This window comes from Clostridium celatum DSM 1785 (assembly GCF_000320405.1).
GTDB lineage: Bacteria > Bacillota > Clostridia > Clostridiales > Clostridiaceae > Clostridium > Clostridium celatum.
Genome location: NZ_KB291618.1, coordinates 27,500 through 53,746 on the forward strand (window position 1 = coordinate 27,500; position 26,247 = coordinate 53,746).

Annotated in this window: 28 protein-coding genes and 1 pseudogene; 1 reads left to right on the forward strand and 28 read right to left on the reverse strand. The window is 31.3% G+C overall.

Annotated features, from left to right (window positions below):
- Positions 1 to 23: 23 nt before the first annotated feature.
- From HMPREF0216_RS04205 to HMPREF0216_RS04310, 24 genes and pseudogenes are all read right to left on the reverse strand, one after another.
- Entirely contained in the window at positions 24 to 1,571 is a 1,548-nt protein-coding gene (locus HMPREF0216_RS04205; RefSeq protein ID WP_005211552.1) for a terminase large subunit, read from the reverse strand.
- Entirely contained in the window at positions 1,571 to 2,047 is a 477-nt protein-coding gene (locus tag HMPREF0216_RS04210; RefSeq protein WP_040418837.1) for a phage terminase small subunit P27 family, read from the reverse strand. Before HMPREF0216_RS04210 ends, HMPREF0216_RS04205 begins: the two co-directional genes overlap by 1 nt.
- A 76-nt stretch (positions 2,048 to 2,123) precedes the next feature.
- Entirely contained in the window at positions 2,124 to 2,576 is a 453-nt protein-coding gene (locus tag HMPREF0216_RS04215) for a gamma-glutamylcyclotransferase family protein (RefSeq protein ID WP_040418884.1), read from the reverse strand.
- Between the two features lie 61 nt (positions 2,577 to 2,637).
- On the reverse strand, positions 2,638 to 3,546 hold the full coding sequence (locus tag HMPREF0216_RS04220; RefSeq protein WP_005211555.1) for an amidoligase family protein: 909 nt from the start codon (positions 3,544 to 3,546) through the stop codon (positions 2,638 to 2,640).
- A gap of 149 nt (positions 3,547 to 3,695) precedes the next feature.
- Positions 3,696 to 4,931: a site-specific DNA-methyltransferase gene (locus HMPREF0216_RS04225; protein ID WP_005211556.1), complete on the reverse strand. Its 1,236-nt coding sequence runs from the start codon at positions 4,929 to 4,931 to the stop codon at positions 3,696 to 3,698.
- Complete coding sequence (locus tag HMPREF0216_RS04230) at positions 4,921 to 5,358, reverse strand: hypothetical protein (protein ID WP_040418840.1); 438 nt, start codon at positions 5,356 to 5,358, stop codon at positions 4,921 to 4,923. Before HMPREF0216_RS04230 ends, HMPREF0216_RS04225 begins: the two co-directional genes overlap by 11 nt.
- Before the next feature lie 284 nt (positions 5,359 to 5,642).
- Positions 5,643 to 5,996 (reverse strand): HNH endonuclease, encoded by a 354-nt coding sequence (locus HMPREF0216_RS04235; protein WP_040418842.1) that lies wholly within the window; start codon positions 5,994 to 5,996, stop codon positions 5,643 to 5,645.
- Positions 5,997 to 6,244: 248 nt separating this feature from the next.
- A complete protein-coding gene (locus HMPREF0216_RS04240) occupies positions 6,245 to 7,126 on the reverse strand; it encodes an Abi family protein (RefSeq protein ID WP_005211559.1) in 882 nt (293 codons plus the stop codon).
- Positions 7,127 to 7,249: 123 nt separating this feature from the next.
- Positions 7,250 to 7,678 carry a DUF1492 domain-containing protein gene (locus HMPREF0216_RS04245; protein WP_005211560.1) on the reverse strand — a complete coding sequence of 143 codons (429 nt, stop codon included), beginning with the start codon at positions 7,676 to 7,678 and terminating at the stop codon, positions 7,250 to 7,252.
- Positions 7,675 to 7,911 (reverse strand): hypothetical protein, encoded by a 237-nt coding sequence (locus HMPREF0216_RS04250; RefSeq protein ID WP_005211561.1) that lies wholly within the window; start codon positions 7,909 to 7,911, stop codon positions 7,675 to 7,677. The genes HMPREF0216_RS04245 and HMPREF0216_RS04250 overlap by 4 nt, the downstream gene beginning before the upstream one ends.
- A gap of 20 nt (positions 7,912 to 7,931) precedes the next feature.
- Positions 7,932 to 8,288 (reverse strand): type II toxin-antitoxin system PemK/MazF family toxin, encoded by a 357-nt coding sequence (locus HMPREF0216_RS04255; protein ID WP_005211562.1) that lies wholly within the window; start codon positions 8,286 to 8,288, stop codon positions 7,932 to 7,934.
- Positions 8,275 to 9,634: pseudogene (locus HMPREF0216_RS04260) on the reverse strand (SNF2-related protein). The gene HMPREF0216_RS04255 and the pseudogene HMPREF0216_RS04260 overlap by 14 nt, the downstream one beginning before the upstream one ends.
- The gene (locus HMPREF0216_RS04265) at positions 9,615 to 9,896 is read right to left on the reverse strand and encodes a VRR-NUC domain-containing protein (RefSeq protein ID WP_040418844.1); all 282 of its coding nucleotides are present in this window, start codon (positions 9,894 to 9,896) and stop codon (positions 9,615 to 9,617) included. Before HMPREF0216_RS04265 ends, HMPREF0216_RS04260 begins: the two are co-directional and overlap by 20 nt.
- Before the next feature lie 254 nt (positions 9,897 to 10,150).
- A complete protein-coding gene (locus tag HMPREF0216_RS04270) occupies positions 10,151 to 12,517 on the reverse strand; it encodes a virulence-associated E family protein (protein ID WP_005211567.1) in 2,367 nt (788 codons plus the stop codon).
- The gene (locus tag HMPREF0216_RS17310) at positions 12,498 to 12,674 is read right to left on the reverse strand and encodes a hypothetical protein (RefSeq protein WP_005211569.1); all 177 of its coding nucleotides are present in this window, start codon (positions 12,672 to 12,674) and stop codon (positions 12,498 to 12,500) included. The genes HMPREF0216_RS04270 and HMPREF0216_RS17310 overlap by 20 nt, the downstream gene beginning before the upstream one ends.
- 6 nt (positions 12,675 to 12,680) lie before the next feature.
- Positions 12,681 to 14,621: a DNA polymerase gene (locus tag HMPREF0216_RS04275; RefSeq protein ID WP_005211571.1), complete on the reverse strand. Its 1,941-nt coding sequence runs from the start codon at positions 14,619 to 14,621 to the stop codon at positions 12,681 to 12,683.
- 13 nt (positions 14,622 to 14,634) lie between these two features.
- Positions 14,635 to 15,171: a DUF2815 family protein gene (locus tag HMPREF0216_RS04280; protein WP_005211574.1), complete on the reverse strand. Its 537-nt coding sequence runs from the start codon at positions 15,169 to 15,171 to the stop codon at positions 14,635 to 14,637.
- Positions 15,172 to 16,305: a DUF2800 domain-containing protein gene (locus HMPREF0216_RS04285; protein WP_005211575.1), complete on the reverse strand. Its 1,134-nt coding sequence runs from the start codon at positions 16,303 to 16,305 to the stop codon at positions 15,172 to 15,174.
- Complete coding sequence (locus HMPREF0216_RS04290) at positions 16,305 to 16,676, reverse strand: hypothetical protein (protein WP_040418846.1); 372 nt, start codon at positions 16,674 to 16,676, stop codon at positions 16,305 to 16,307. Before HMPREF0216_RS04290 ends, HMPREF0216_RS04285 begins: the two co-directional genes overlap by 1 nt.
- 22 nt (positions 16,677 to 16,698) lie before the next feature.
- The gene (locus HMPREF0216_RS04295; RefSeq protein WP_005211577.1) at positions 16,699 to 16,881 is read right to left on the reverse strand and encodes a hypothetical protein; all 183 of its coding nucleotides are present in this window, start codon (positions 16,879 to 16,881) and stop codon (positions 16,699 to 16,701) included.
- A 17-nt stretch (positions 16,882 to 16,898) separates the two neighbouring features.
- A complete protein-coding gene (locus HMPREF0216_RS04300) occupies positions 16,899 to 17,246 on the reverse strand; it encodes a DeoR family transcriptional regulator (protein WP_005211579.1) in 348 nt (115 codons plus the stop codon).
- Between the two features lie 171 nt (positions 17,247 to 17,417).
- Entirely contained in the window at positions 17,418 to 17,549 is a 132-nt protein-coding gene (locus HMPREF0216_RS17880) for a hypothetical protein (protein ID WP_005211581.1), read from the reverse strand.
- Between the two features lie 89 nt (positions 17,550 to 17,638).
- Entirely contained in the window at positions 17,639 to 18,430 is a 792-nt protein-coding gene (locus HMPREF0216_RS04305) for an ImmA/IrrE family metallo-endopeptidase (protein ID WP_051040661.1), read from the reverse strand.
- 9 nt (positions 18,431 to 18,439) lie between these two features.
- Positions 18,440 to 18,817, reverse strand: a complete 378-nt coding sequence (locus tag HMPREF0216_RS04310) for a helix-turn-helix domain-containing protein (RefSeq protein WP_005211583.1) — start codon at positions 18,815 to 18,817, stop codon at positions 18,440 to 18,442.
- A 401-nt stretch (positions 18,818 to 19,218) separates the two neighbouring features.
- On the opposite strand from HMPREF0216_RS04310, the gene HMPREF0216_RS04315 reads away from it, so the two are divergent.
- The gene (locus tag HMPREF0216_RS04315) at positions 19,219 to 19,416 is read left to right on the forward strand and encodes a LexA family protein (RefSeq protein WP_005211584.1); all 198 of its coding nucleotides are present in this window, start codon (positions 19,219 to 19,221) and stop codon (positions 19,414 to 19,416) included.
- A gap of 59 nt (positions 19,417 to 19,475) precedes the next feature.
- Here HMPREF0216_RS04315 and HMPREF0216_RS04320 read toward each other — a convergent pair whose 3' ends face one another.
- From HMPREF0216_RS04320 to HMPREF0216_RS04335, 4 genes are all read right to left on the reverse strand, one after another.
- Positions 19,476 to 19,991: a DUF3267 domain-containing protein gene (locus HMPREF0216_RS04320; RefSeq protein WP_040418848.1), complete on the reverse strand. Its 516-nt coding sequence runs from the start codon at positions 19,989 to 19,991 to the stop codon at positions 19,476 to 19,478.
- 301 nt (positions 19,992 to 20,292) lie between these two features.
- Entirely contained in the window at positions 20,293 to 23,364 is a 3,072-nt protein-coding gene (locus HMPREF0216_RS04325; RefSeq protein ID WP_005211588.1) for a type I restriction endonuclease subunit R, read from the reverse strand.
- 65 nt (positions 23,365 to 23,429) lie between these two features.
- Complete coding sequence (locus HMPREF0216_RS04330) at positions 23,430 to 24,626, reverse strand: restriction endonuclease subunit S (protein WP_005211590.1); 1,197 nt, start codon at positions 24,624 to 24,626, stop codon at positions 23,430 to 23,432.
- Between the two features lies 1 nt (position 24,627).
- The gene (locus HMPREF0216_RS04335; protein ID WP_005211592.1) at positions 24,628 to 26,184 is read right to left on the reverse strand and encodes a type I restriction-modification system subunit M; all 1,557 of its coding nucleotides are present in this window, start codon (positions 26,182 to 26,184) and stop codon (positions 24,628 to 24,630) included.
- Positions 26,185 to 26,247: the final 63 nt, after the last annotated feature.

Below are 26,247 nucleotides of genomic sequence, written 5' to 3' on the forward strand. Positions count from 1 at the left end.
TCTTGAAATATATTATGCAATTTTTATAGAATCAATATTCCCCTATCATCATATACACTTCCACAACTTCCTTGATTCCTTATAGCTCTATCTAAAGCCATTATTAATGCAACAGCTCCATCAATCTTTTCTGTACTTTTCTCTTTGTCTGGTTTAATGTTTCCTGCCGGGTCTGTCTTAACATAAATATTATCCATCATCCATCTTAGTACAGGATTTCCTCCATGAGCTATTTTCTTTTCAAGCGTTATCTTCATTAACTCCTTTGATGGTGGTGACATATCTTTATAACCTTGACCAAATGCAACTACTGTAAAGCCCATGCCGTCAAGATTTTGTACCATTTGTACTGCTCCCCATCTATCAAAGGCAATTTCTTTTATATTATATTTAGTTCCTAACTCTTCAATAAAAGTTTCAATGAATCCATAATGAACAACATTTCCTTCTGTAGTTTTTATAAATCCTTGCTTTTCCCAAACATCATAAGGTACATGGTCTCTTCTTACTCTAAGTTTTAAATTATCTTCTGGTATCCAAAAGTAAGGTAATACTATATAACTTTCTTCTGAATTCTTTGGTGGAAAAACTAAAACAAAAGCAGTAATATCTGTTGTACTTGAAAGGTCAAGGCCGCCATAACATTCTCTGCCTCTTAAAGAATCTATATCAATATTAAAATCACATTCATCCCATCTGTCCATTTGCATCCAACGTGTAGATTGCTTCACCCATTGATTTAATCTAAGCTGTCTAAATATATTCTCTTCAGCTGGATTTTCCTTTGCACTATTATAAGCATTTCTAACTTTCTCAATATCGATTGTATGTCCAAGTGATGGATTTGCCTTATACCAATTCTTTTCTTCTCCCCAGTCATCATTATCTTCAATACCATAAATAACAGGATAAAAAGTTTTATCTATTTTTCTCCCTTCAATAATATCCACAGCTTTTTGATGCTGTTCAAAACATATTGAATTTCTATCAGTTCCAGCTGTAGTTATTAAAAAGAATAATGGTTGAAGTCTAGCATCCCCTGAACCTTTTGTCATAACATCAAATAACTCTCTATTAGGCTGTGCATGAAGTTCATCAAAAATTACTGAATGAGCATTGAGGCCATGCTTTGTATAAGCTTCAGCAGATAAAACTTGATAGAAACTATTAGTAGGTTTATATACTAATCTCTTCATAGACATTATAGGTTTAATTCTTTTCTTTAACGCTGGGCACTGCTCCACCATTTCTACAGCAACATCAAAAACTATTGAAGCTTGTTGTCTATCTGATGCACATCCATAAACTTCTGCTCCCCATTCACTATCACCACAAGTCATAAGTAATGCTATTGCAGCTGCAAGTTCTGACTTACCATTTTTCTTTGGAATTTCTACATATGCAGTGTTGTATTGCCTATATCCATTTTCTTTAACTGTTCCAAATATATCTTTGATTATTTTATCCTGCCATGGTAGTAAATCAAAAGGGATACCTCTCCATTGGCCCTTGGTGTGCTTTAAACAATTAATAAAGTTAACTGCTCTTTGTGCTTTTGCTTCATCAAACATTATTTAAGCTCACCCCTTAACATCAATTCCATAGGATCTACTACATCATTATTACCTTTATCTGCAACAATTCTACTCCTTGAAGATGGAGTAAGACCAAACTGTTCACAAAATTTAATCATAATTTTAAGGTACGTTTGAGCAATGGATACCTGTGGCACCTGTTGCCAATAACCACTAGGTGTTTTTACAATAGTTCCATGTTTTGAAATAAACTCTTCTGCTTCCTTCCATCTAGAATAAGCTTCACAATATCCAGCAAAAGCAGCCATATCAACTTCTGTTAATATCCCAAGGTCCTCTAATTGCTTAGATATTCTTCTCCATTCTTTTTTAGCTTCTTTATCTAGCCATGCTGGACATTTAGGTGCTTTCTTTTCAGGTTTAGGTTCTAATTCATTTAGCTGTCTTTTACCTGGATTACCCTCCAGTACTTTAACTGCTGTTGGCTTTGGTTTTCTTCCTCTTTGTGCCATAGGTTTCACCCCCAATCTTTTAAAATTTTATATAATAAAAGAGCCTATATTTCTATAGACCCTAATCTAAACTTTCTTACTTTTTAAGTTCCTCTAAACATTCCTCATATGCAATTTGCAATGGCTTTAAATCTAAAGCATTATCTGAATACCCTGTCACTATCACATTGAAATAATATTCAGTAGGTGCTGCAACCATATCTGTATATTCTTTAGCCATTATATAAACCATAGTTTTTACTGGCTTATCATCTACTATTACCTTAACTTCTTTTTTTACATATAGACTTGGAAAACCTTCATATACATCAAGTGCGCTTTCACAGTCATCAGTTATTTCCCATAGTACTATTGGCACCTCTTTATCTTTGCAAGGTTCAATATTAGCAACACCTTTATACCTGCCTCTAAAGGTTAATTTATAATCTTGAAGTATTCCACTTCCTATAACCTTAGCTTTGGGACATCTATGTGCCATTTGCTCTAGATTCATATTAGAACCATAAGCACCATATATTTTTCTTTTCATTCTCAACTTCTCCTTTTTTAATTTTTCAAAGGGGATTGCTCCCCCTTGCTTTATTTTAATCTCATGCTGCATTTGGATTTCTCCATGCTGAGTTTCCATCAAGTGCTTTCATAAGGTGCATTCTGCAATTCTTGAACTCTTCACCGATAAGCCCTAGTCTTAAAAGCCAACATCTGAAGGTGTACTTTTCATTATCTGTATGCGTTCTTCTTGCGCTTGCACTCTTTTGTGTTAATGCTTGGTGGCTTATTGCTAGGCATAAAACAATGTAGCTTCTTATTTTTCCTGCATGTAATGTTCCGTTGAAAAGTCTAAATTCAATAGTTCCTTTTGTAAAAGTACTATGTAAGTTTAATCCATGATATCTGCTTGTGTGGTAATGCCTGTCTCTGCTTTCAAATCCATATCCGCTGTACCAAAGGTCTGCAAGTTGTTCTAATGTCTTCGGCTTTTTCTTATTTATGGCTTGTATCAAATCTTCATTTACTTTTTTGCACCATCTTACTCTTGCTGGATCTATTTCTAAGCTTTTGTAAATCAAATCCTCTTTTGCAGCCATTAGGTTTACCAAGTTCTTCAAAGTATTTGGTGTATGGTCTTTTGCTCCTATGTGTATGTGTATTCCACATTGTAGCTCGCTATCACTAACTGCTCCTGCTTTTCTTAACCTTCTTATTAATTCTTGTAAGGTTTCAATGTCCTCATATCTCAAAATCGGTGTTACTAGCTCCACACTGTAATCCTTGTTGTTTACCGCCTTAAGTTTTCCTTTTGTATTTTTCATTGTCTTTATGCTTGCATCATTCATTATCTTCCAAACCCTTTGGTCTGGTGCTATTATGTTGTAAGTATCATATCCATCATATTCCCTTGTGATTCTTCCTCCTAAAAAGTTTACCGCAACCGCTGCTGCTTCTGCCTTTGTTATTCCTGTCATTTCAATCTCTACACCTATTGTTTGGTTTTTCATTTTTGCTTACCTCCTAAATGGTATTCAATACCCTTTTGCTAGTGTACATATTACCTCTGACAGGTGTACTTATCCAGTTATATTTAAAGAAAAAACACAGGTTTTTAACGACATTATTTATACATTAATGACAACAGAAAAGACACTATTTAAAGTGCCTCTTCTACAGTTTTAACTACATCTTTATACTTAATCTTTTCACCATTTCTTAATAGATACACACCTTCATCATTACCAACTTGCTCAATATATCTACTAACAATAACATCAGCATACTTTTCATCAAGCTCAATAGTGTAGCAAATTCTATCTGTTTGCTCACAAGCAATAAGCGTTGAACCACTTCCTCCGAATGGGTCAAGTACAATAGAGTTTATTAAACTTGAATTAGTAATTGGATAAGCTACTAATGCTATTGGCTTCATTGTTGGATGATATTTAGATTTTGTGGGCCTATCAAAATTCCAAGTAGTTCTTTGCTTTCTATCTGCATAGAATTTATGTCCTGCTGTAGGCTTCCACCCTACAAGTACTGGCTCATGATTATATTGATAATCACATCTCCCTAATACCGGTGAATTCTTTACCCATATACAAGTTTGGTGACAAAAGAAACCTGCATCTTTAAAGGCAGTTCTAAAGTTAACAGTTTCCTTATCAGCATGAAACACATAGATTGAACCTCCATCTGTAAGACTTTCATACATTCCTTTATAGGCAGCTAACAAAAATTCATAAAACTTTTTATCATCCATATCATCATTTTGAATCTTCCCTGCTGTACCCTCATAAGCAACATTGTAAGGAGGATCTGTTACCGTTAGATTAGCTTTCTTCCCATCCATTAACCTTTCATAAGTTTCAAGCTTTGTACTATCTCCACAAATTAATCTATGTCTTCCTAGTAACCAAATATCTCCGCTTTGTGTTACTGGATTTTCTGGTGGAACCTCATCAAAGTTATCTTCCTTTACACCTTTAGGATGTAACTCATTAAATAATGCATCAATCTCTGGTGGTTCAAATCCTGTAAAAGATGTATCATAATCTAAGTCTTGTAAATCCTTAATTAAATCAGCAAGTAATTCTTTATTCCACTCACCTGTAATTTTATTAAGAGCTATATTTAAAGCCTTTTCTTTAGTCTTATCGACTTCAATAACTACACAATCTATTTCCTCATAACCTAATGTTTTTAAAACTGATACTCTTTGATGCCCTCCAATTACAGTTAAATCTTTATTTACTATAACAGGGTCCACATATCCAAACTCATTAATGCTATTTTTTATTTTTTCAAATTCAGCATCACCAGGTTTTAATTTTTTTCTTGGATTATAATCAGCTGGTACTAATGAATCTATTTTTAACTTTTTAAACTCCATCCTCTTCCCTCCAAAATCTATCTTTTATATAACAATCATGGCTGCAGTATTTTCTTTTCTTATTTCCATAGGCAGTAAACTTTTTATTACAATAAGGACAAGTGTATTTATAAATTGCTTCCTCACTTTTATTTCTTTTATCTAAGTTTTCATTCCACCATTTATATCTACATTCATCAGCACAAAACTTTCTGGCCCTACCTTGCAGTTTTTGTTTAATAGGTTTTTCACAATAAATACAAAGTTCATTTTTCTTTATTTTTTCTTCTAAATTTAGAGCAACTACAGCTGAAACACCTATAAGACCATTTCTTCTACAGAACCCTCTTACAGAATCTCTTGATAATCCTGTAATACTAGCAATAGCCTTATATCCCATACCTTTTAATCTTAATTCTTTTATTCTTTCCTTTTCCTCAGTGGTCATGTTAATTGCTCCTTTCATTAAACTTTTTTGCAATAAAAAAAGTAACTGCTATCCCTTACAGTTACTTAATTACAACTTTATATTTTGCGATTTTTTAGTACCCCCCTTGTGTAATTATGCGAAATTTCACGTGAGAGGGGGCGGCGGTCGTTGGCTTGTCCTTCTTTTAAGATTAGATATCCCCCTACCCAACCTTAACCCCAACCATTAAATCAATTTCTTTATCTCTATTATAATAATATCAGAAATTCATACTCTACTTCTATCAACTTTACTCTACTCTTTTAATATTCATACTCTTTGTATCTATCTTCAGTCATAGTTTTCTTATCATGACACTTCTTACAAAGAGCTTGCCAGTTACTTTCATCCCAGAACAACTTCTTATCTCCTCTATGAGGTTTAATATGATCAACTACAGTAGCTTTAACTAATCTACCTTCCTCTTTACATCTAACACATAAAGGATTAACTTTTAAGAATATATTCCTAGCAGTTCTCCACTTACTATCATAACCACGTTCAGTAGCAGTAGCTCTTTCTTTTACCCTAAAATCTTTATGTTCATCACAATAATTATCTTCTGTTAACTTAGCACACCCCAAATATTTACACGGTTTCAATGGTTTCTTGGGCATTAAAATCACCTCATTAAAGAAAAAAGCCACTACAACTTTTGCTGTAATGACTCTTAATTTATTTTCTCTATTATAATAATATCAGAAGTTTGTACTCTACTTCTATCAACTTTACTCTACTTTTTAAGTTATTAATAAATTTTAACCTTGGATTGCTCCAAGGTCTGGCCTGCATTGTTACGCTTCTTTGATAGGCTTTGCAGGATCTATTAGTATATAGTATGTTCTTAATTTAATTTTAAATACACTTATTTTAAAATTTCTCTCCACGTTTCTGGAAATCCATAATGCTTTAAATTAACAAATGAGTATTTACTAATTAATGTTTCTAACCTATTAATAAAGTTCTCTTTAACATTAATATCATCTATTAATTTATTCATGATATAAATATACGCAAATACTTGTTTTGTATTTTTATTTAAATCTAAAGAATTATTTTTAAATAAATTCTTATCTTTTTTTGACAGCTTAGGTGCAAATGTTATGTACCTGTTATATAATCTTCCTCTATGAGCACATATATTACGAAGTATAACAAAACCTTGCAACCAGTTTTCTATATAATTATATGGTATAGATGCATAATGATCTTTACAAATTTCTTCTTTAATTTCAGCATGTAAATTTTTAAATCCTCTTGATAAACAACCAAAGGACATTAACTCTACTACTACCCAACATGGAAACTCTCCATCATATTTTTCATTATGATGTTTAACGAATATTTCATTCTTTTCATTTTCTTCTATAAGTTGAGTTATGTTTTTCATGAATTTTTCATATCTCCACTCATCATCAAAGCTTTCTTTATCTAAATATCCTAACGGCCCATATTCTTTTGAATGATAATATCCAAAATGAGTTCTAAACTCCACCTCAATATATTCTAGTAAATATAATAATGCAACTCTTAACTCTGCATCAAAATTATATATTTCCATTACTTGTTCTAACTTTACATTATTATAAAAAACATTATCTCTCCTTAATGTTAATGTATACCCACTTAATCTGTAATAATTAACATGAGATAAAACTCTAGAAGCATAGTCATTATCTTTAATTACCATACCTCGCTCTTTCAAAATTTCTATTTGTTCTTCTATACTTTTAAAAGGTTTTCCCATAAATTTCTCCTAAAACAAAAGGCCCACCATGTTACGCATGTGATATAAAAAAATATCACATAGGCTTGGTGGGATCGATTGATTAAATTATATCACAAGAATTTTATCTTCTCAATAATTAATTTACTTTTTTATTAAAATTTTATCATTTTGAACAATTATATTTTCTAAAGCTCTATCATGCACCTTATATGCATTTTGAATACTATATCCCATATCAACAGCTATTTGCTCCCAAGTTTTAAAACAAAGGTATCTCAACTCCAACAATGTTTGCTGTTCTGGATTATTAATCTTTTTTATTATAGACATTATTTCTTTCTTCAAATCTACAAGTACATCTATATCAGCATTAATTTCATTCTCTAATTCCATCATCTTTACTATTATTCCTTCCATAGAATGAACATTACGACTTCCACTTGGAGGTGTATCACTTAATGTAGATGTTGCTTTAGTTGCTAATTCTCTTAAAGACACTATTTGTTCAAGCTTACTATTTATTCTTTGATCTATTCTATAAGCTTGAGCTAAGTACTCTTTAGTTGTCATATCCTTCTACCTCCTTTTTGCCAAGGCATTGAACCATTATAATATTTATCTGATATATAAAGTTGTAATTGTCCATCTAAACTACTTAATCTTTTAAATACACTTCTTTGAGCTTCTTCTTGTTGTTTACTTGTTTGTTTAAAAGGACATTCATCACCTAAACAAATATCAACTACTAATCTTTTGCATTTATTCTTTCTAACTTTATTTACACATATATCTCTTAATTCCATACCTTCTATACCTCCTTAATTTAGCATACTTTTTTATTTAAATTAATACTTACAGAAAGTATTTCATTAAGTTTTGTACTGTCTTCTTCTTTAAGCTGACCTATAACATTTAATATTTGCCCCTTACATATTGTTAAAACCTGCTCTGCTAATATTGTGCTATCATATTTTAAGCAACTATAATCTTTTTTATATAATTCATGATGTGTAGGAAGTTCCTTTTTATGTTTTCCTGTTATAGGAACTACTATTGTTGTGGTAGAAAACTTATTACCTACATCATTTTGAATAACCACTGCTGGCCTTCTTCCACTTTGAACACATCCTTGGTTTTGGCCAAAGTCCACCATTATAATACTATCTCTATAAATCTCCATCTTTTATACCCCCGATTCTTGCTTTAACAGCATTAATTAAATTTTCTTGTCCACATTGTTTTCTTTGAAGAGCTTTCATTACTTCTTCATCTATAGTTCCTTTAGAAACAATGTGATGAATAACTACTGTATCTTTCTGTCCCTGTCTCCATAGTCTTGCATTAGCTTGTTGGTAAAGCTCTAAACTCCAAGTTAGTCCAAACCATATAATTGTTGAACCTCCAGCTTGAAGATTTAACCCATGTCCTTTTGCTGCTGGATGTGCTATCGCTATTTGAATTTTTACCTTCATTCCATTTTGATATATCTTTACTAGTTGAAATTTCTGTAACCTTAAATTTTTTAGATATTCTTTCTTTATCATGTTTATAAGCATAAAATACTAATACTGGTTTTCCATTAGCTGCCTCAATTAAATCTTCTAAACCTTCTAACTTTTTATTATGAATTATCTTTGTTTCCTTCAGCTCATCATAAACTGCTCCATTTGCCATTTGAAGTAATTTATTAGATAGTGCTGCTGCATTAACTGCATCTATGTCTCCATCAGCTAACGGTAAAATCATATCTTTTTCTAATCTTTTATAAAGTTTCTTTTCCTCTTCTGACATTTTCACATGAACTACATTATCTATTCTTTCTGGCATATCTAAATAATCACAAGCCTTCATACTGACACAAATATCAGCTATTCTTTTATAAATTTCTTCTTCAGCACCTTCTCTAGGTTTATAACTAAATATTACTTGAGCATTTCTTTTATCAGGAATAAAAAAGTCATTTCTATAATTACTAATAAATCTTCCTAACCTTTGCCCCATATCAATTAAGTTTATTTGACTCCATAAATCCATTAAAGTATTTGGTGCTGGAGTTCCTGTAAGCCCAACTATTCTTTTTACCTTTGGTCTAATTTTTCTAAGAGCTTTAAACCTTTTTGAAGAAGAGGATTTAAAACTTGAAAGTTCATCAATGACTATCATGTCAAAATCAAAGTCATAATTATTACAAAGCCATTCTACATTTTCACGATTTATTATGTAGATATCAGCTTTATCAAATAGAGCCATTCTTCTTTCTTTTTCTGAACCTAAAACTTTTGAAATTTTAAGACCTTTAAGATGATCCCATTTTTCACACTCTTTACTCCAAGTATCTTGAGCTACTCTTAATGGAGCTATAACTAATACTTTACTTATTTCAAAATAATCAAATAACAAACTCCATAAACTTGTTAAAGTTATTACTGTTTTTCCAAGTCCCATATCTAAAAGTAAGGCACATGCTGAATTATTTATAATAAAATCCTGTGCATACTTTTGATATTCATGAGGTACATATTTCATCAAGTACACCTCCAATCTTTTCTTTACTATCTATGCAATAAACTAAAAATCCTAATGATTCTAATTGTCTTTTTCTCAATATTTGAAAAGGTCTCATTTCTTTTCCTGGTGCTTTAAGTTCTACAAAAGCAAGTTTTCCATCTTTCATTAAAACTAGCCTATCTGGCACACCTGCCATTCCTGGTGATACAAACTTAAATGCTATCCCTCCACGTTTCTTAACTTCCTTAGTTAAAGCTTTTTCAACTTCCCTTTCTCTCATAAATACCCCTTTCATATTAGGTGGAACAATTAAGGGAACAATGGTCTAAAAAACCCTTACGCGTGTATATATACGTAACATGTACTATTATTACTTATATATATATTATTTATCTCATAGGAGATTTTCTTGTTCCACTGTTCCTATACCCTTGCTTAACCCTTTAAAATACTAACTTCTTTACTGAAACACTACCTTAGTACAAGCTAACGCATATACCCACTGTTCCTTTTAATTTTGGAACACAATATTTCTTATTTTCCATTTTCAACTCTCATAAAAGCTCTTTGCTTATTATAAATAGGAAATCTTGTAGTGCCACTTTTAGTCCCGTTGTATGGTTTCCAATTTTCTAATCTAGACATTATTGATGTTATTTCATAAGAATCTGCTTTCTTTAAACTTGCAGAATCTTTACCAAAACATTCACACCAAATTTCCATACTACAAACAAGTTCTCTCTTTTTAGTACCTACTAAAGCTGCACCAAAGTCATTAGCACTTAAGAAATTTCTTCTTTCATAAAGACTCATAGTATCCCAATTATCTGGTAATAACTTTTCAAGATATTCTCTAACTAATCCTTCTCTATCATCACTTTCCATAGCATCTGCCTGCTGTGCTATAGCAATTTGAGCTTCATCTCCTTTTAAGAATAAATCCTCGCCTTGCTTATATATAAATAATACTTCTGCCCATACTTGATCTACCTCTGTTAAATCCCATGCTTTCTTTGAACTGTCTCCACTTACTCTAACGGGCCAGAACCTTCTATTTCCTGTGATATCTCTTAAGAATCCTGTTTCACTATTTGTTGTCCCTACAATAACACACTGCCTTGGATGACTTTCCACATTAACTCCATAGCTTGCCCTATATTTATCATCTGTTCTTGAAACAAAAGATTTAACTGTTTCAACATCAGTTTTCTTTATACCTGCAAGCTCTCCAAGCTCTAAAAGCCAATAACCCTGTAGCTTTTCTGCTGCTGCCTTATCACGCATATCACCTAAAGTTAAACTATCAGAAAACCACCCTTTACCTAACCTTGAAAAGAAAGTACTTTTCCCTATACCTTGTGGTCCATTTAAAATTAATACACTATCAAACTTAGTACCTGGCTCATAAATTCTAGCTACAGCTGCCACTAAAGTTTTTCTAATAACAGCTTTAGAGTATTCATTATCATCTGCTCCTAAATACTCTATTAAAAGCATATCTACTCTTTTAATCCCATCCCACTCTTCTAAATTATTTAGATATTCTTTTACAGGATGATATGCTCTTTCAGCTGCAACTGATATTAATGCTTCCTTTAATTTAGCAGGTGACCATATACCATAACTTCTATCAAAATATACTTTTAAAGCTGCCATATCAGAATCATTCCAACCTACTTTAATTTGCTTCCAAGGTAACTCTTCTTTCACATCAATCCCATCTCTATGCTGGTTGTAAGCTATACCCTTTAACATCTCATCATTTTTCATAATAAGTACTAGGTTCTGTAGCTCTGGTTTTATATTTCCATTCTTGTCTACAGTAAGTTTTTGTTGCCATTGCCCATCTTCTACTACATCAAACTCTGACTTTGCCTTTTCCATTTTTTCATTTATTAATTGCTTTTTAACCTCTTCATCCTTCATCCAAAACTCCTGCATAGCCTTAAAGGATGGAAGTTTAGTTGGTGTAGTTCCTTCTTCACACTCGCCATCTAAATCGCTAAACTTATGAATTCTAACTAAGTCAAAAGCATTGCATAACTTATTACAAGCTTTATCACTGGCATGATGTGAAAAAGAAAATTTATTATCATAAACAACTACACCTGCTGATGAATCTGCTGGAATATAATCATACCTACCTTCTATTAAACTTGGCTTATAAGTATCACTTAAAAATTTATCAATAGCTGCTTCAATAGTATATGTCCTACAAAAAGCACCTATCATCCCTTCCTTTTCCAAAGGATCTGCTTGCTTTGAGATATTATTCTTTATGACCTTATGTTGCCTTGAAGATACTGGCCATTCACTACTATCTCTCCAATCTTTATATCTTGATAGCACCTTGTCTGGGTCTAACAACTCTCCATCTTGGTCTTCAAAAACAAACTCTCCATCATAAGAAGTTGATGGCCAATACATAAGTCGTGTTGCTTCATAGGTAGTATCATCAAATTGATCTATTCCAATATCTGAAGCTATTAACCTAGAAACTGCTGTATACTCATCTGAACTTACATTTCTAGCTAAAGGTATGATTAATCTAAGTCGTGGTTTTTCTGAAGTGTGTTTATGAGTAGAATATATACAACATCTAAATCCATAAAACATAGTTATTTCGTCCCATAAGCTAGAACTTGCATAATCTAAATCTAAAGTAAGCATGGACCTGTATTCTACAAATCCACTTTTACGTTTTCCATCTCTTAACTCTCCTGCTACAAATCCACCTATATCTTTGACTTCATCCTGTTTATTTTTAGGCAGCTTCCTAAACTCATCCATAGTTTCAGTAGTTACCTTTGTACTACTTGCCATAACTAAAAAATTGTCCCAGGTAATATCTATGTTCTTCCACACTGTATCTTTTCTTGAATTAGCTACTGCAATTTTCATATCTACTATCACCTCTCTCTAATCTTAATTTAATTTTCTCCAATCCCTTTTTTGCTCCAACTAAATCTCCTGACAAGGCTTGACCTCTTAATGTCTTTATTATCTGTCTAGGTAAGTAACCTCTGTACTTACCTAGTTCTTTTATAAATACCTGCACCTCTCATCAATCCTTTCTATAATATTCACATTCAAATCCATCAGCTCTAAGTGGTAACCCCTTTGCCCATTCTGGAGCTATAGCCATAACATCACAAACTTCCTTTAGTGAACCTTCACCTATTGGTGTTTCTACTATAATTTCATCATGCACATGCATAACTATTTCATACCCTTTTTTATCTACATTAATCATAGCTTCTGCTAATAAATCTCTTGCAATTGCTTGAACTATATTCTCTACTAACTTAGGACCATAAGTTTCTATAAGCTCCCACTTCTTAGTTGCACCTATGCCTTCATAGGTAATTCCTTCTCTACCAAACTTGTTAGTTTCTAGTCTTGGTTTTATATAAGATAAATTTCTTCCTGAAGGTAAAGTAATAAACATTATTCCTCTTTCATAGAAGATTTCAATTTTACCTACTACTTCACAGCCTTTTTCCTTTACAACTTTAATTGCAGCTTTGTCTATATCCCACCATAACTTTGTAATATTAGGATTGGCCTGTCTCCATGCAGCAACTAATCCTTGAAGCTCATCTTCTTTAACTCCCATATCTAAGGCTCCCATAGCTGTAAGTGCTCCAACAGAACCACCATAACCAAGTGCCAGCTCTGAAATCTTCCCCTTCTGCCTTAAAGGTGAAGTCTTTGTTATCTCCTCAATAGGTACTCCAAACATCTGACTAGCACTGGCTTCATATATCTTTCCATGAGAATTAAACACATCAAGCCTCCACTTTTCACCTGCAAGCCAAGCTATAACTCTAGCTTCAATAGCACTAAAATCTGCCACTATAAACCTATTGTTTTCCTTTGGTATAAAAGCTGTTCTGATAAGCTCTGATAAAACCTGTGGTACATTATCAAATAATATTTCTAAAGTCTCAAACTCTCCATCTTTAACTAAATCACGTACTAAAGTTAAATCCTTCAAATGATTTTGAGGTAAGTTCTGAACCTGAACTAATCTACCAGCCCAACGCCCTGTTCTATTAGCACCATAAAATTGAAGTAATCCTCGTACTCTTTTATCTGGACATAATGCTCGTTCTATAGCCTCATACTTTTTAACAGAAGTCTTTGAAAGTTGAGCTCTTAAATTAAGTAATCTTTGCACATCTTCCTCTGAATCTTTAGCTAAATCTGCTACTGACTTTTTAGATAAAGATTCTACTTCTACTCCATTTTCTAAAAGCCACTGCTTAAGCTGCAATACTGAATTAGGATTTTCAAGTCCTGTTAACTTTTTAGCTTCTGCATAAGTATCTTCTTTATGGAGATTGTCACACTCTATAGCTTTTTTAACTAACTGTGTATCTATAAGAACACCTCTATCATTGATTTCTTGATCCAACACATAAATCTCTTGCTCACTATTTATGATTGGATACCTATCAAGCTTTTTACGTATTGCTTTTTCAACTTCTACATCTTGTGCACAGTACCGTTTATACGTACACCAGCGTTCAATTGAATGATGTGGATAATTTCTAGTTCTTTCTCCATTAGACTTTGTAGGTTTACAAGGCATTGAAAAATACCTAATTAAATCTTTACCTTCCTTCATTTTTTGCTTTTGCAATCCTAAAACTTGTGCAACTCCATCTAAAGATAAAGGTAATCCTAAACTTGCAGCTTGCACTGCTGTGCATCTCCATGACTTCGCTGATAATCTTTTATTAAGAAATTTTGATAAACATACTCTTTCAAAATTTGCATTAAATGCTGTTTTAATAATATTTTCATCTTCCAGCGCTACAATAATTTCATTAGGTAAAGTTTCTCCTGATGCTAAATCTATAACCTTTACTTCATCGTTATTAAAAGAGTAAGCAAATAATAATATTTCAAATTTAGGTGAAGTGGTGTATGCATAAACACCACTTCTGATTAAATCTATATCACTATAAGTTTCTATATCTATAGCTAATGTTTTCTGCATACACTATACCTCTTTAGCTTAAGAAGTCTTCGTCTTCAAAAGTTGAAAACTCATTTTCTGCTTTAGTACGTCCACTTAATGACTCTCCATCAGCTAACTTTTGTAGATTACCAAGTCCACAAGCAATTCCTTTATTACCATTTGAATTGAATGCATAAAAAGTTATACTTGCTCTTCCATAGCACCCACTATAAACTTCACTCTGGTCTAATATAGGCTTAACATTTTTATCTACTATTTGAGGCTTGTCCTTACTGTTTGCGTTAATAAAATAGCTGTTCTTATAAGCTTCGTCATCAGGTCTATCGATATCTCCATCCCTTAATGGAGTTTTTAAGTTAGACGGCACTCTTCCACCAAACTTAGCTTTACCTTCTTGCTTTGCAGCTTCTATAGCAGCTTTAACTTCATTAACTGTCTTTGTATCTGCCTTTGGTATTATTAATGAAACTGAATACTTTTCATCTCCACCATTGATTGATTTTGGCTCCCACACATTTGCATATGAGAATCTTGCCTTACCCGTTATAACCTTTGTATTGTTTTCCATTTATATTTCCTCCTTAAAATCAGCAGCTGCTGTGTTATTTATTTTTATTTCTTTTCTTTTATCTGAACTAGGAACTAATGTTGGCTTACCTTCTGGTCTTTCTATTAATGTTCCTAGAATTTCATTAAACTTCTTTTTGCCTATTAACTTTTCCATAGCTGTTATTCCTAAAAGTGATTTAGAATAAATATCTGTTATTCCGTTATCTTCACAAACTTTTATAACAGTCTTTTCATCCTTATATTTACGATTAGCTCTACCCTGAACTAACTTAAATCCTGGCCATTGTTTTCCTTCATTAATTGCTAGATGTAACGCAAAATTATGAATATCATTAGCCCATGTTGATAATCTATCAGATATAAATAACACATCTGCTATTTCTTCATCAGTTAATAAATCCGGCTTCTTAAATTCATACTTAGCTGCATCTAAAAATTCTTCTGCTCTTGCTCTACAGTTATGTCTAACTCTACAGAATCTACAATGTTCCCCTGAAAGAAACTCACCTTCACCTTTAAAAGCTAAATCAGCCCTTGGTTTCAATTCATTCTCTGCCCAACTTAATAAATCTTCTGTTAACATCTCATAGGTAGATATACTTTCAAGTCTAGGTTGTACAATAGTCATTCTTACTTTTTTGATGTCATAAAGACTATCAAATAAGTTTAGAGCACCTATAGCATAAAGCTTCATTTGTGGATTATCTTCTGCTGAAACTGCAACACCTCTTCCATACTTAAGGTCCATTATATCCAAATTTTCATCTGCAACTATTAAAAGGTCTCCTGTACCAAATCCCTCTGTCACATAGCATGAGTAATCTAGCCTTTGCTCTATTAATATCACTGGATCTTTACAGCTTATCCTAACTTCATCAATAAGTTCAGTTGCAAAGTTCACATAAACATCTGTATATTGCTCTAACTCTTCACTATCAAATTCACTAACTGGTCTTTCAGTTTTAGTACCAATATAATCTCTTAATTTGTATTCTGATAACTCATGAGCTGCTGTACCTTCTGCTGCAAATACACTACTTGTATTTTCTTCATGCTCTTCAAGCCTTGCAGATGGTGGACAATGCAACCACTTATGTGAAGCTGAAGCAGATAATAATGCATGCTTGGCCATTATAAAACCTCCGCTAATTCAAGAATCTCTTTATAATTCCATGGATGAATATCAGTTAGCTTATTAACTCCATATTTTTTAATAAGCTCCTTAACTTCTGCCTGCTTTCCATTCTTAGATTTTGTAGCTAATACTTTTCTAACTTCTTCAAGTGTTATAGTTTTTTCAGCTGCTTCTTCTTTATTTTCATTAACTTCTTTTTCTTTAATAGCTTCCTCTACCTTAGGCTCAATTTCTTTTACTTCAACATTCTCTTCTATAACAGAAGAAAGACTTGCTCCTAAATTCACCTTAGGTAATGCTTCTGCTAAAGCTAATATTGCAGCCATAATATGTGGCGATTCCACTGTTATTTTCACGTTAATATCCATAGTATTCACTCCTCTTAAATTTTTATAGTTTTTTTGCTTCTTGAATAAAATCAAAATAATCTTTCTCATCCAGTTCAATCAGCTTTCCAGCATTATACTTATTCAACAGATTTTTTATCTTATGTGCTTTTCCTTCTCTGCTTTTTTCATCTAAAATATTACTTATCATATTGATAGTTATTGTTTTAGAATTTAACTCATCCACTCTTTCTCCTCCTTTCCTTAATTGGTACTTAGAGCAAAATCTTGTAATATACTATTCATAATCAGTATGTCTTGGCCTGAAAGTTCACCTTTTAACTTTTCAAGTAGGCTCTTTTGTTGTTGATTAAGATATCTCTTATCTAAATCAAAGTCACCAACAATTCTAATTCCGCCACCATGTCTCCCACGAATAGTTTCTATTGGGTATGAGAGTGATAGATGTTCAATATCAGTTCTTATAGTACGTTCAGATACTCCACACTCATTAGCTAAATTTTTAATTTTTTCACTTCTTCTTTTACAAAGAACTTTTAAAATTGCCATTCTTCTTTCAGTTGGAGTTATCCAATCTGCTAACATTTCCATCACTCTCACCCCCTTTCTCTTGCTCTGTAAGTTAATATTAAAAGTTAAACCGGCAGACTAACTTACACTTTAAAAACTTTTTTAAAATAAAAAATGACCTAGAGTAAGCTATTATTTTTTAGCTTTACTCCGGCCATTTGATAACTCTTATTTGGTTTCGTTGCTCGGTAGTTATTTATTATATTTTATTTCTACTATATTTCTACAATGTGGACATTTCATTTCTATAACCACATTTCCTAGTGCTCTTAATATATCCAACGCTCTTTTATTACAGCATGGACACTTCATTTTTTCTCTCATAGATAACCTCTCCTTTTAAATTAACATGTTAGCATTTTTGCTTACACTTTATTGTTTTTTATAGCACCCTTTTTAAGGATGCCATTTATTTAAATTGCGTTATTAAATTTTACTGTAGGTGTACATTGATTATTATCATAACTATTCATTATTTTTAAGTTATTTAACCTTACCTCTGCAGCTTGTTTTGACACATTAAAAGTTTTTGATATTTTTTGAATTAGTAATTCATTATATCTTTTTTCATTTCCCCAACTCATAAATTTCAAATTTTCAATATAATCTTCATCATTGCAAATTTTAAATACCATGGATTTAGGCATTAATAATGCTGAAGCGAAATAATTTGCTTGCCACTCCATGGTATCGTTATCATTCCATTTATTAATTGGCTTAAATTTAGGCTCAACACTTACAGTCCTACATTGAATATTAGACATATCAAGAAAATCAAATAATGATATTTGAGCCATATCCCTATAATATTTTTTCTTATGAAATATCCAATGTCCTGCCTCATGTATAGCTGTAAATCTATATCTTTGTTCTTGACCTTCTTCTAATAAAGTATTATCAATGATAACGGTACCAGATTTCGCACTTATGTATTCAGCTCTTTCTGTATATATATCATATACTTGAACTTTACTTGTATCATTAAATACTAACATTCCTAGATAACAGCCACAATGAGATAGATATTGAAAATCCTGTTGCAATCCTAGATATTGTGCTAAAAACCTATCTTCATCTATAGGTTGCGGCGTTACTAAAGTTTCCGGACTAAAATCCATTATAAATTTTTCTGCTATATTGTCTATTTCTTCTTTACTTAATACTGGTACATTATTTGATTTCATTCTAAAACTAGGATTGTACATAAATGAAAACTACCCCTTTCTATTCTCGAGTTCTTCTATAAACTTCTTCCACTCTTCCTCTCCAACTTCTAGATCCATAGCTTTTCTAAGTGCAACACGTACATAATCTCTTTCCATAATATAATCTGGTAGATCCACTGATATAGAATTTCTCTTCTTCCCAGCTAAATCATACATATATCTGCATTCATCTTCACTTAAAGATAGTATGTTAGCTAACTCATCAAGCTTGTCCTTATCTGGAGGGTTACGTCTTTCCTTCTCAATGTCACTTAAATATGGTGGTGTAATCTTTAGTAATCTGGCCATTTCTCTTAAAGTTATTTTCTTTTCCTCTCTCTTCTTTGCAATAAATTCACCAAAACTCATTTCATTATACATATTCATATTCTTACATCCCTATCTCTCTATACACATTTACTTTTAAAAATATTTAAAATTAATTACGCGTATTAATTATTATTTACTCTTATCTCTATTCTTTAAACACTAATTTTCAAATTATACTCTTTTAAAATCCATACTATCTTCATACTTTTATTAACTCTTACTCTTTGTTTTGGATAGCTTTATTAACTATATTTCAGAATTGCTACATACACAAGGCCAATATGCTTGTAAGCTAAACTGCTAATTACATAATATAGCAAATTCCATTTAATTGCAATATATTTTCCTAAAAAAGTATTTTTTATTTATTTTATCCAAATAATATGTTATTAAAGAATTTGTGTTCTGTTATAGTTTAAGTACTATATTTATATTTTATAGGGGTCTTATGAATATTAATGGTATTAATAAATGAAATTTATCAAACAATAGTTAAATATCAAAAAGAAAATAGATTTCTACCATCAGTTGGAAATTTATGTATTCTTGTTAATCTTAAATCTACAGCCTCTGTTCATAATAATTTAGCTAAGTTAGAGAAAGACGGATTAATTAAGATTCATAATAATACTTCTAGGAGGATACAAATATTATAAAGTAAAATACCATCACTCCCCCTATCAAGTGATGGTGTTTTACTTTAATTATTTTTCAACTATTTCTCTATAATATCAAATCCGTATTCTTTATCTTTAATGTAGCTATTGCAATTACTCTTACATAAATAAATAGCCATAATAATATCTCCTGTACTTCCTAAAAAATTTAATAAAAATATTAATGAACCTAAACTACTTGTAAGCAATAATACACTTAATGAAATAATAGTTACTGGAGCTAATAATACTATTACAAATTTAGTCCTATGTAATATTACCCCTGATATTTCTTGTGTGTATGCATATATCCCCTTAAATCCAAATTTAATCTTACCCCCAAAGATAGTATATGCTATTCCATGTATTATTTCATGCACTAAAGTAATTGGTATCATTAGTATTAACGTAGTAATTATCATATCTAAGAAATAAAATCCTGTTAAACTAAAAAATTTGTAGTTAATAACTAAGTCTAAAAATACATTACTTATGTTGTCTATTTGAATATAGCAAAAGCTATATGCTAATAAGAAACATAAGATATGAATCTTCCATGAAATTTTAAAAGACATGCCAACACCTCCTTCTAAGAGTATTGACATGTCTTTATATTAACAAACTGTTCTTTAAACAATTTTATTGTTACTTGTTTATAAGCCATAATACACAAGCTTTCATATTAACGTAAATATTCTTTGCCACTTAGTCATTATCTTTATAATACCAGCTACAAACAATAAGTATTTTATCGAGTATTCCCCTTTTAAATTACTTTCCTAATATATCATTTTAGTTAAATAAAATTATATCATTGCTAAAACGAAAATATTTTATTGCTAGATTTATTTAAACCTGTATAAAGCTAATCTTCTATTATATTCTAAAATACTTTTCAAAGAACTGGCCTAATCTTTCAATAACTTTTTCCTTCTTTTTAGCTCTTGCTCCACCGAATCTAGACATTGGCGGAAGTATTTTATCAATATCAGTGCCTATGGTTTTTAGCTCACCATTCCTAAAAGAATTATCTACAAACTTTTTAGTTTCTTCTTCCTTCAATTTATCTTCAGTGATAATACTATTTAATTCTTCTTCTTTTTTCATATTAACAAACTGTACCCATTCCTTATTTACATCGAGTTCACCATTTATACTTTCTATAAAGTTCTCTATTAATTCCTTCTTGCTACGTAGCTCCATACTTGAATTGATTGATTTATCAATAGTTGTAAGTATACTTTTATCCTTACAATTAGATTGATAATACTTGGCTACAAGCATTAAAATATAATCAATATTTACTTCAACTTGCTTTATAAGATCTATTTCAAATACAATATCATCATTGATTTTTTCTTTCTCTGTATCATCCTTTTTAGAATAATCTTGGTATAAATCAATATATCTACTTTGATAATCTTGTAAATCTCTTTGAGTAATTATATCATTACCACAAAATTCATCAAAGGAATTAAGAATATTTCTAAGCTTTAGCACCTTACCAAATAGCTTTATAAATCCTTTTCTATCCTTCTCTGTAATCAATTCTACTTCAAGTGGATATAAATTCTCTAGATTGCTAATAACCTCTTTGTAGCCTTCTACGTGCTTTCCTTTTTCCTCATATCCATTTAGATATTCCTCATAAGTTTTTAGAATTACTATTCCACTAGCATCTTTATTTCCAAATAAAGATAATGCCTTTTCAACCTCCTCATTTAAGTTACGGAAACATACTATATTTCCAAATACCTTTATAGAATTTAAGATTCTATTAGTACGTGAGAACGCCTGTATTAAACCGTGATACTTAAGATTTTTATCTACCCATAATGTGTTTAATGTTGTTGCATCAAACCCTGTTAAGAACATATTTACAACAATAAGGATATCTATTTCACGATTTTTCATTCTCAATGATAGGTCCTTATAATAGTTTTGGAACTTGTCTGGACTTGTATCATAACTTGTACCAAACATTCCATTGTAGTCATCTATTGCTCCATCTAAGAAATCCCTTGAAGTTTGGTCTAACTCATCTGTTTCAAAGTTTTCTTCATAAAGACTATCTTCAGGATCTTCTTCATTAGGACTGTAACTAAAGATTGTTGCTACCCTTAACCCCTTTCCTGTTTCTGACATTTGATTTTTAAATTCTGTATAATACTTTATAGCCATTGGTATAGAAGCTACTGCAAAAATAGAGTTAAAACCATTTATTTTTCTATCCTCCTTTATTTCTGAAGCCGTATTATTCTTAGACTTGGCCATTTCCTCAACATTGGTAATAACCTTGTAATTATAGAATGACTTACCTTGGTTCCTATAGGTTTTTTGGTCAAAATGTTCTAATATATATTTAGTTATTTCTGCTATTCTTCGATCATCAAGTAAGGCATTTTCCTTATCTATAGCCTTTACCTTCTTATCATTCATAATGTCAGATTTAGCAATAGTATTATTATAATCAATCTTGAAAGGAAGTACGTTTCCATCACTTATAGCATCAACTATTGTATATGTGTGAAGCCTATCTCCAAAGGCCTGCTCTGTTGTTTTAAGATTTACATTCTTCCCACTTCCTGAATTTACAGAGAATATAGGTGTTCCAGTAAATCCAAATATATGATAATTCTTAAACGACTTAGTTATTTGAACGTGCATATCTCCAAATTGTGAGCGGTGGCACTCATCAAAAACAATAACTATATGCTTTTTATAAATTTCATGTTCCTTATTCTTAGATATGAATACCGATAGCTTTTGAATAGTTGTAATAATAATCTTTACGTTAGGATCTTCAAGTTGTTTCTGAAGAATTTTCGTCGATTTATTACTATTAGCAGCGCCTTTCTCAAAGCGATCATATTCTCGCATTGTTTGATAATCTAAATCTTTTCTATCTACTACAAATAACACCTTATCTATACCATCAATACTTGTTGCTAATTGAGCTGTCTTAAAACTAGTTAATGTCTTACCTGAACCTGTAGTGTGCCATATATATCCTCCGGCTTCTAATGTTCCAGTTTTCTTATATGTTGTAGATATTTTAATACGATTTATAATCTTTTCCGTTGCAACAATCTGATAGGGCCTCATAACTAAAAGTGCATCTTCAGATGTAAAAACACAATACCGAGTTAAGATATTTAGTATTGTATGTTTAGCTAAAAATGTCTTTGTAAAATCCACTAAATCAGTAATGATATTATTAGCTTCATCTGCCCAATAGCTTGTAAATTCAAAGCTGTTACTTGTTTTCTTTTTTTTACTGCTTATCTTTTGCTCAAATTCTTTTACATGTCTATCTCTAGTAGTATTAGAATAATACTTAGTATGAGTTCCATTTGAAATTATAAAGATTTGAACATATTCATATAAGGCACACCCAGTCCAAAAGCTATCCCTTTGATACCTTTTAATCTGATTAAATGCTTCCCTTATAGCCACTCCCCTACGTTTTAGTTCAACATGAATTAACGGTAGCCCATTAACCAAAATAGTTACATCATACCTTGTTTGATGAGCTCCATTATCTTCTTCATATTGATTCAAAACTTGCAAATAATTATTATGAATATTCTTCTTATCAATTAGCTTTATATTCTTAGTTTCTCCATTATCACAAGTAAGATTTTGAATATAATCATCTTGTATTTTACGAGTTTTCTCTAAGATCCCATCATTACTATTTGAAATTATATTACTATAAAAACTCTTCCATTCATTATCAGAGAACTTATAGTTATTTAATTCTTCCATCCTATGACGAAGATTTGCTATAAGTTCCTTCTCATCTTTTATCTTAATATAATCATACCCTTGCTCAGTTAAACTCTTAATAAATTCACGTTCTAACTTATCCTCGTTTTGATATGCTGTGTCTGTTCTTTTCTCAGGAATATACTCAGCTACAACAGTAGCTTCAGTAGGTTTCTGCAATAGTTTTATATTTCATAATTATCAATCAATAATGCTAAATGCATTACATCCCCCTTTTATAATCCTTAATTCTTTCCCTTAAAAGTCAAAAGTTTATCTCTATAATAGTCATATTGCTTTTGTATTGCTTCAATTTCTGCTTGAATCTCTATACTAATGCCTTTGTAAATAACATCATATTTCTCTAAAATATCTACTATACGCTGTTGTTCTTCAAGTGATGGAATTGGAATTAATGCTTTTCCAATTCCTTGTGCCGAAATAGAACATATTTTCCCGATTGAAACGTATTTTTTTATTTGCAAATGGTAAATATTAGTTCTTAAATAGTATGAAATATATTTCGGATTAATATTATGCTCAAATATATAACAAGCATCATGCACTACAACATCTTCATCTCCCATCCATGCAACACCAATTCCAATATCCATATCATTTTCTCCAGCTTGAACAATAACAACATCACCTTTATGTGCAAAACGCATTTTTTTAGATAATTCCTTATCTAAAAAGCACTTAGTTTTTTTGGCACTTACACCAAAATAAGTATATAAATCTCCATAATGTATACATGGAACTCCTTCTTCTTTTATATCATTTCTCACAAATCTTTTGCCTCTGGTAAATTTCCCAAGCTCTTCTAGGGTAATTACTTTGATGTTGTTTTTTAAACATCTATTTATCATTTCATCACAATCTTTTCCAAACAATTCATCCCTATAATATTCATATTGCTTACGTCTTGCTTCTAGCTCTGATGTTAACTCTGATATTAGCTTAGTTTTAAGTTCTGTGTAACTATCTAAAATACGTACAATTTCTTCTTGTATAGCTATCGGCGGAACTGGAATTTTTACTTTATCAATACTTGATATATATACATGTGGAACCCCACTACCTTTTTTTGTACCATATATATACTCTTGAATATTAGTTAAACAGTAAAATAAATATTTTGTATAATTGTTATCTATTGCCTTTATCGAGAAAGCATCACACACCCAAATAGGCATATTCCAATATTGTACATACCCTGCACTAGCCCCACTTCCTGCAATAGTTATTGTTTCACCCTCTCTATTGTATTTATCACAATAATAAGCAGGATCCTTCCCTCCAGAAATTACCGGAATATCTCCAATTTTTAAATCTTTTTTAGTTACCGCTGTTCCACGTTGCATTATTGATATATCTTTTAACATCTTGTACTCCACACCGTCTGGACACATTGCTTCTATCAGTTCTTCTAATCTACTCATTTTACACCTCTATTTCAGCAATAATTTTATCAATTTCATCACGTAATGAAGCTTCTCTTGATACTATTTCTTTTATCTCAGCATTTAAAACATCGATATCTATTATTTCTCTTGTATCTTCTTGCTCTACGTACGTAGATACTGAAAGATTATAATTTTCCTTTTCTATATCCTCATTTCTAACAAGCTTTGAGAAATATTCTATCTTATCTTTTTTCTCTACATATGTCTCAACTATTTTCTTTATATTATCTTCAGTTAACTTGTTATTGTTAGTTACTTTTATAAATTCTTTTGAAGCATCTATAAATAATGTTTTATTTTCTGTTTTTGATTTCTTAAGTACCATAATACAAGTTGCTATTGGTGTTCCAAAAAATAAGTTTTCTGGTAACTGAATAATACAATCTACGAAATTATTGCTAACTAAGTATTTTCTTATTTTTTGCTCTGCTCCACCTCTATACATTACCCCTGGGAAACAAACTATAGCTGCTGTTCCATTAGTTGATAGGCTAGATAAGCTATGCATAATAAATGCAAGGTCCGCTTTAGACTTTGGGGCTAATACTCCGGCATCTGAAAATCTTGGATCATTTATAAGTAATGGATTGTTGTCTCCTTCCCATTTAATTGAATAAGGTGGATTAGATACAATTGCTTCAAATGGTCCATCATCTAAGTGTTGTGGGTTTATAAGCGTATCTTCATGTGCAATATCAAACTTATCATAAGGAATATCATGCAAGAACATATTAATCCTACAAAGATTATAGGTAGAAATATTTACTTCTTGCCCATAAAAACCTTGCCTTACATTATCTTTTCCAAGTATCTTAGCAAAATTTAATAGCAATGATCCACTTCCAACAGCTGGATCGTATACTTTATCTACTTCTGTTTTTCCTACAATAGTAAGCCTAGTTAAAAGCTCTGATACTTCTTGTGGTGTGTAATACTCCCCACCACTTTTACCTGCATTTGAAGCATACATTGCCATTAAATACTCATAAGCATCACCAAATGCATCTATAGTATTATCTTGATAATCTCCTAACTTCATATCTGCAATACCATTTATAAGTTTTACTAAATTTTCATTTCTCTTAGCAACTGTAGCTCCTAGCTTATTGCTATTTACATCTATATCATCAAATAAGCCCTTAAAACTTCCTTCACTTTCTGTTCCTTGTGATGAATTTTCAATGTCTCTAAAAATCTTTTCTAGAGTTATATTAAGATCCTCATCATTCTTAGCTCTTTCTTTTAAATTTTCAAAAAGCTCACTTGGATAAATGAAGAATCCTTTTAAACTTACTAAGTCATCTTTTATTTCAGCTGCTTCTTCATCTGAAATCTTTGCATAATCAAAATCAGTATTTCCCGCTTCATGTTCATCTGCATTTATTGTATTAGTTATATTTTCTGAGATATAACGATAAAACAACATTCCTAAAACATATTGCTTAAAATCCCAACCATCAACACTCCCTCTTAGGTCATTTGCTATCGCCCAAATAGTACGATGTAATTCTGTACGTTCATTATTGTTAGCCATTTCATTTCCTCCATTTTTTATCTAATTTCTTATGATATAATCATCATTATTTTAAAATTTATT

Bases quoted from the DNA above. Each gene is read 5' to 3' on its own strand.
- HMPREF0216_RS17880 (WP_005211581.1), bottom strand. From the start codon at position 17,549: ATGAGAGAAAAAATGAAGTGTCCATGCTGTAATAAAAGAGCGTTGGAT.
- HMPREF0216_RS04210 (WP_040418837.1), bottom strand. From the start codon at position 2,047: ATGGCACAAAGAGGAAGAAAACCAAAGCCAACAGCAGTTAAAGTACTG.
- HMPREF0216_RS04320 (WP_040418848.1), bottom strand. From the start codon at position 19,991: ATGTCTTTTAAAATTTCATGGAAGATTCATATCTTATGTTTCTTATTA.
- HMPREF0216_RS04205 (WP_005211552.1), bottom strand. From the start codon at position 1,571: ATGTTTGATGAAGCAAAAGCACAAAGAGCAGTTAACTTTATTAATTGT.
- HMPREF0216_RS04220 (WP_005211555.1), bottom strand. From the start codon at position 3,546: ATGAAAAACCAAACAATAGGTGTAGAGATTGAAATGACAGGAATAACA.
- HMPREF0216_RS04250 (WP_005211561.1), bottom strand. From the start codon at position 7,911: ATGGAATTAAGAGATATATGTGTAAATAAAGTTAGAAAGAATAAATGC.
- HMPREF0216_RS04275 (WP_005211571.1), bottom strand. From the start codon at position 14,621: ATGCAGAAAACATTAGCTATAGATATAGAAACTTATAGTGATATAGAT.
- HMPREF0216_RS04290 (WP_040418846.1), bottom strand. From the start codon at position 16,676: ATGGATATTAACGTGAAAATAACAGTGGAATCGCCACATATTATGGCT.
- HMPREF0216_RS04310 (WP_005211583.1), bottom strand. From the start codon at position 18,817: ATGAATATGTATAATGAAATGAGTTTTGGTGAATTTATTGCAAAGAAG.
- HMPREF0216_RS04315 (WP_005211584.1), top strand. From the start codon at position 19,219: ATGGTATTAATAAATGAAATTTATCAAACAATAGTTAAATATCAAAAA.
- HMPREF0216_RS04265 (WP_040418844.1), bottom strand. From the start codon at position 9,896: ATGAGAGAAAGGGAAGTTGAAAAAGCTTTAACTAAGGAAGTTAAGAAA.
- HMPREF0216_RS04305 (WP_051040661.1), bottom strand. From the start codon at position 18,430: ATGTACAATCCTAGTTTTAGAATGAAATCAAATAATGTACCAGTATTA.
- HMPREF0216_RS04215 (WP_040418884.1), bottom strand. From the start codon at position 2,576: ATGAAAAGAAAAATATATGGTGCTTATGGTTCTAATATGAATCTAGAG.
- HMPREF0216_RS04280 (WP_005211574.1), bottom strand. From the start codon at position 15,171: ATGGAAAACAATACAAAGGTTATAACGGGTAAGGCAAGATTCTCATAT.
- HMPREF0216_RS04230 (WP_040418840.1), bottom strand. From the start codon at position 5,358: ATGACCACTGAGGAAAAGGAAAGAATAAAAGAATTAAGATTAAAAGGT.
- HMPREF0216_RS04330 (WP_005211590.1), bottom strand. From the start codon at position 24,626: ATGAGTAGATTAGAAGAACTGATAGAAGCAATGTGTCCAGACGGTGTG.
- HMPREF0216_RS04240 (WP_005211559.1), bottom strand. From the start codon at position 7,126: ATGGGAAAACCTTTTAAAAGTATAGAAGAACAAATAGAAATTTTGAAA.
- HMPREF0216_RS04270 (WP_005211567.1), bottom strand. From the start codon at position 12,517: ATGAAAATTGCAGTAGCTAATTCAAGAAAAGATACAGTGTGGAAGAAC.
- HMPREF0216_RS04300 (WP_005211579.1), bottom strand. From the start codon at position 17,246: ATGGAAATGTTAGCAGATTGGATAACTCCAACTGAAAGAAGAATGGCA.
- HMPREF0216_RS04225 (WP_005211556.1), bottom strand. From the start codon at position 4,931: ATGGAGTTTAAAAAGTTAAAAATAGATTCATTAGTACCAGCTGATTAT.
- HMPREF0216_RS04335 (WP_005211592.1), bottom strand. From the start codon at position 26,184: ATGGCTAACAATAATGAACGTACAGAATTACATCGTACTATTTGGGCG.
- HMPREF0216_RS04235 (WP_040418842.1), bottom strand. From the start codon at position 5,996: ATGCCCAAGAAACCATTGAAACCGTGTAAATATTTGGGGTGTGCTAAG.
- HMPREF0216_RS04245 (WP_005211560.1), bottom strand. From the start codon at position 7,678: ATGACAACTAAAGAGTACTTAGCTCAAGCTTATAGAATAGATCAAAGA.
- HMPREF0216_RS04255 (WP_005211562.1), bottom strand. From the start codon at position 8,288: ATGGAGATTTATAGAGATAGTATTATAATGGTGGACTTTGGCCAAAAC.
- HMPREF0216_RS04285 (WP_005211575.1), bottom strand. From the start codon at position 16,305: ATGGCCAAGCATGCATTATTATCTGCTTCAGCTTCACATAAGTGGTTG.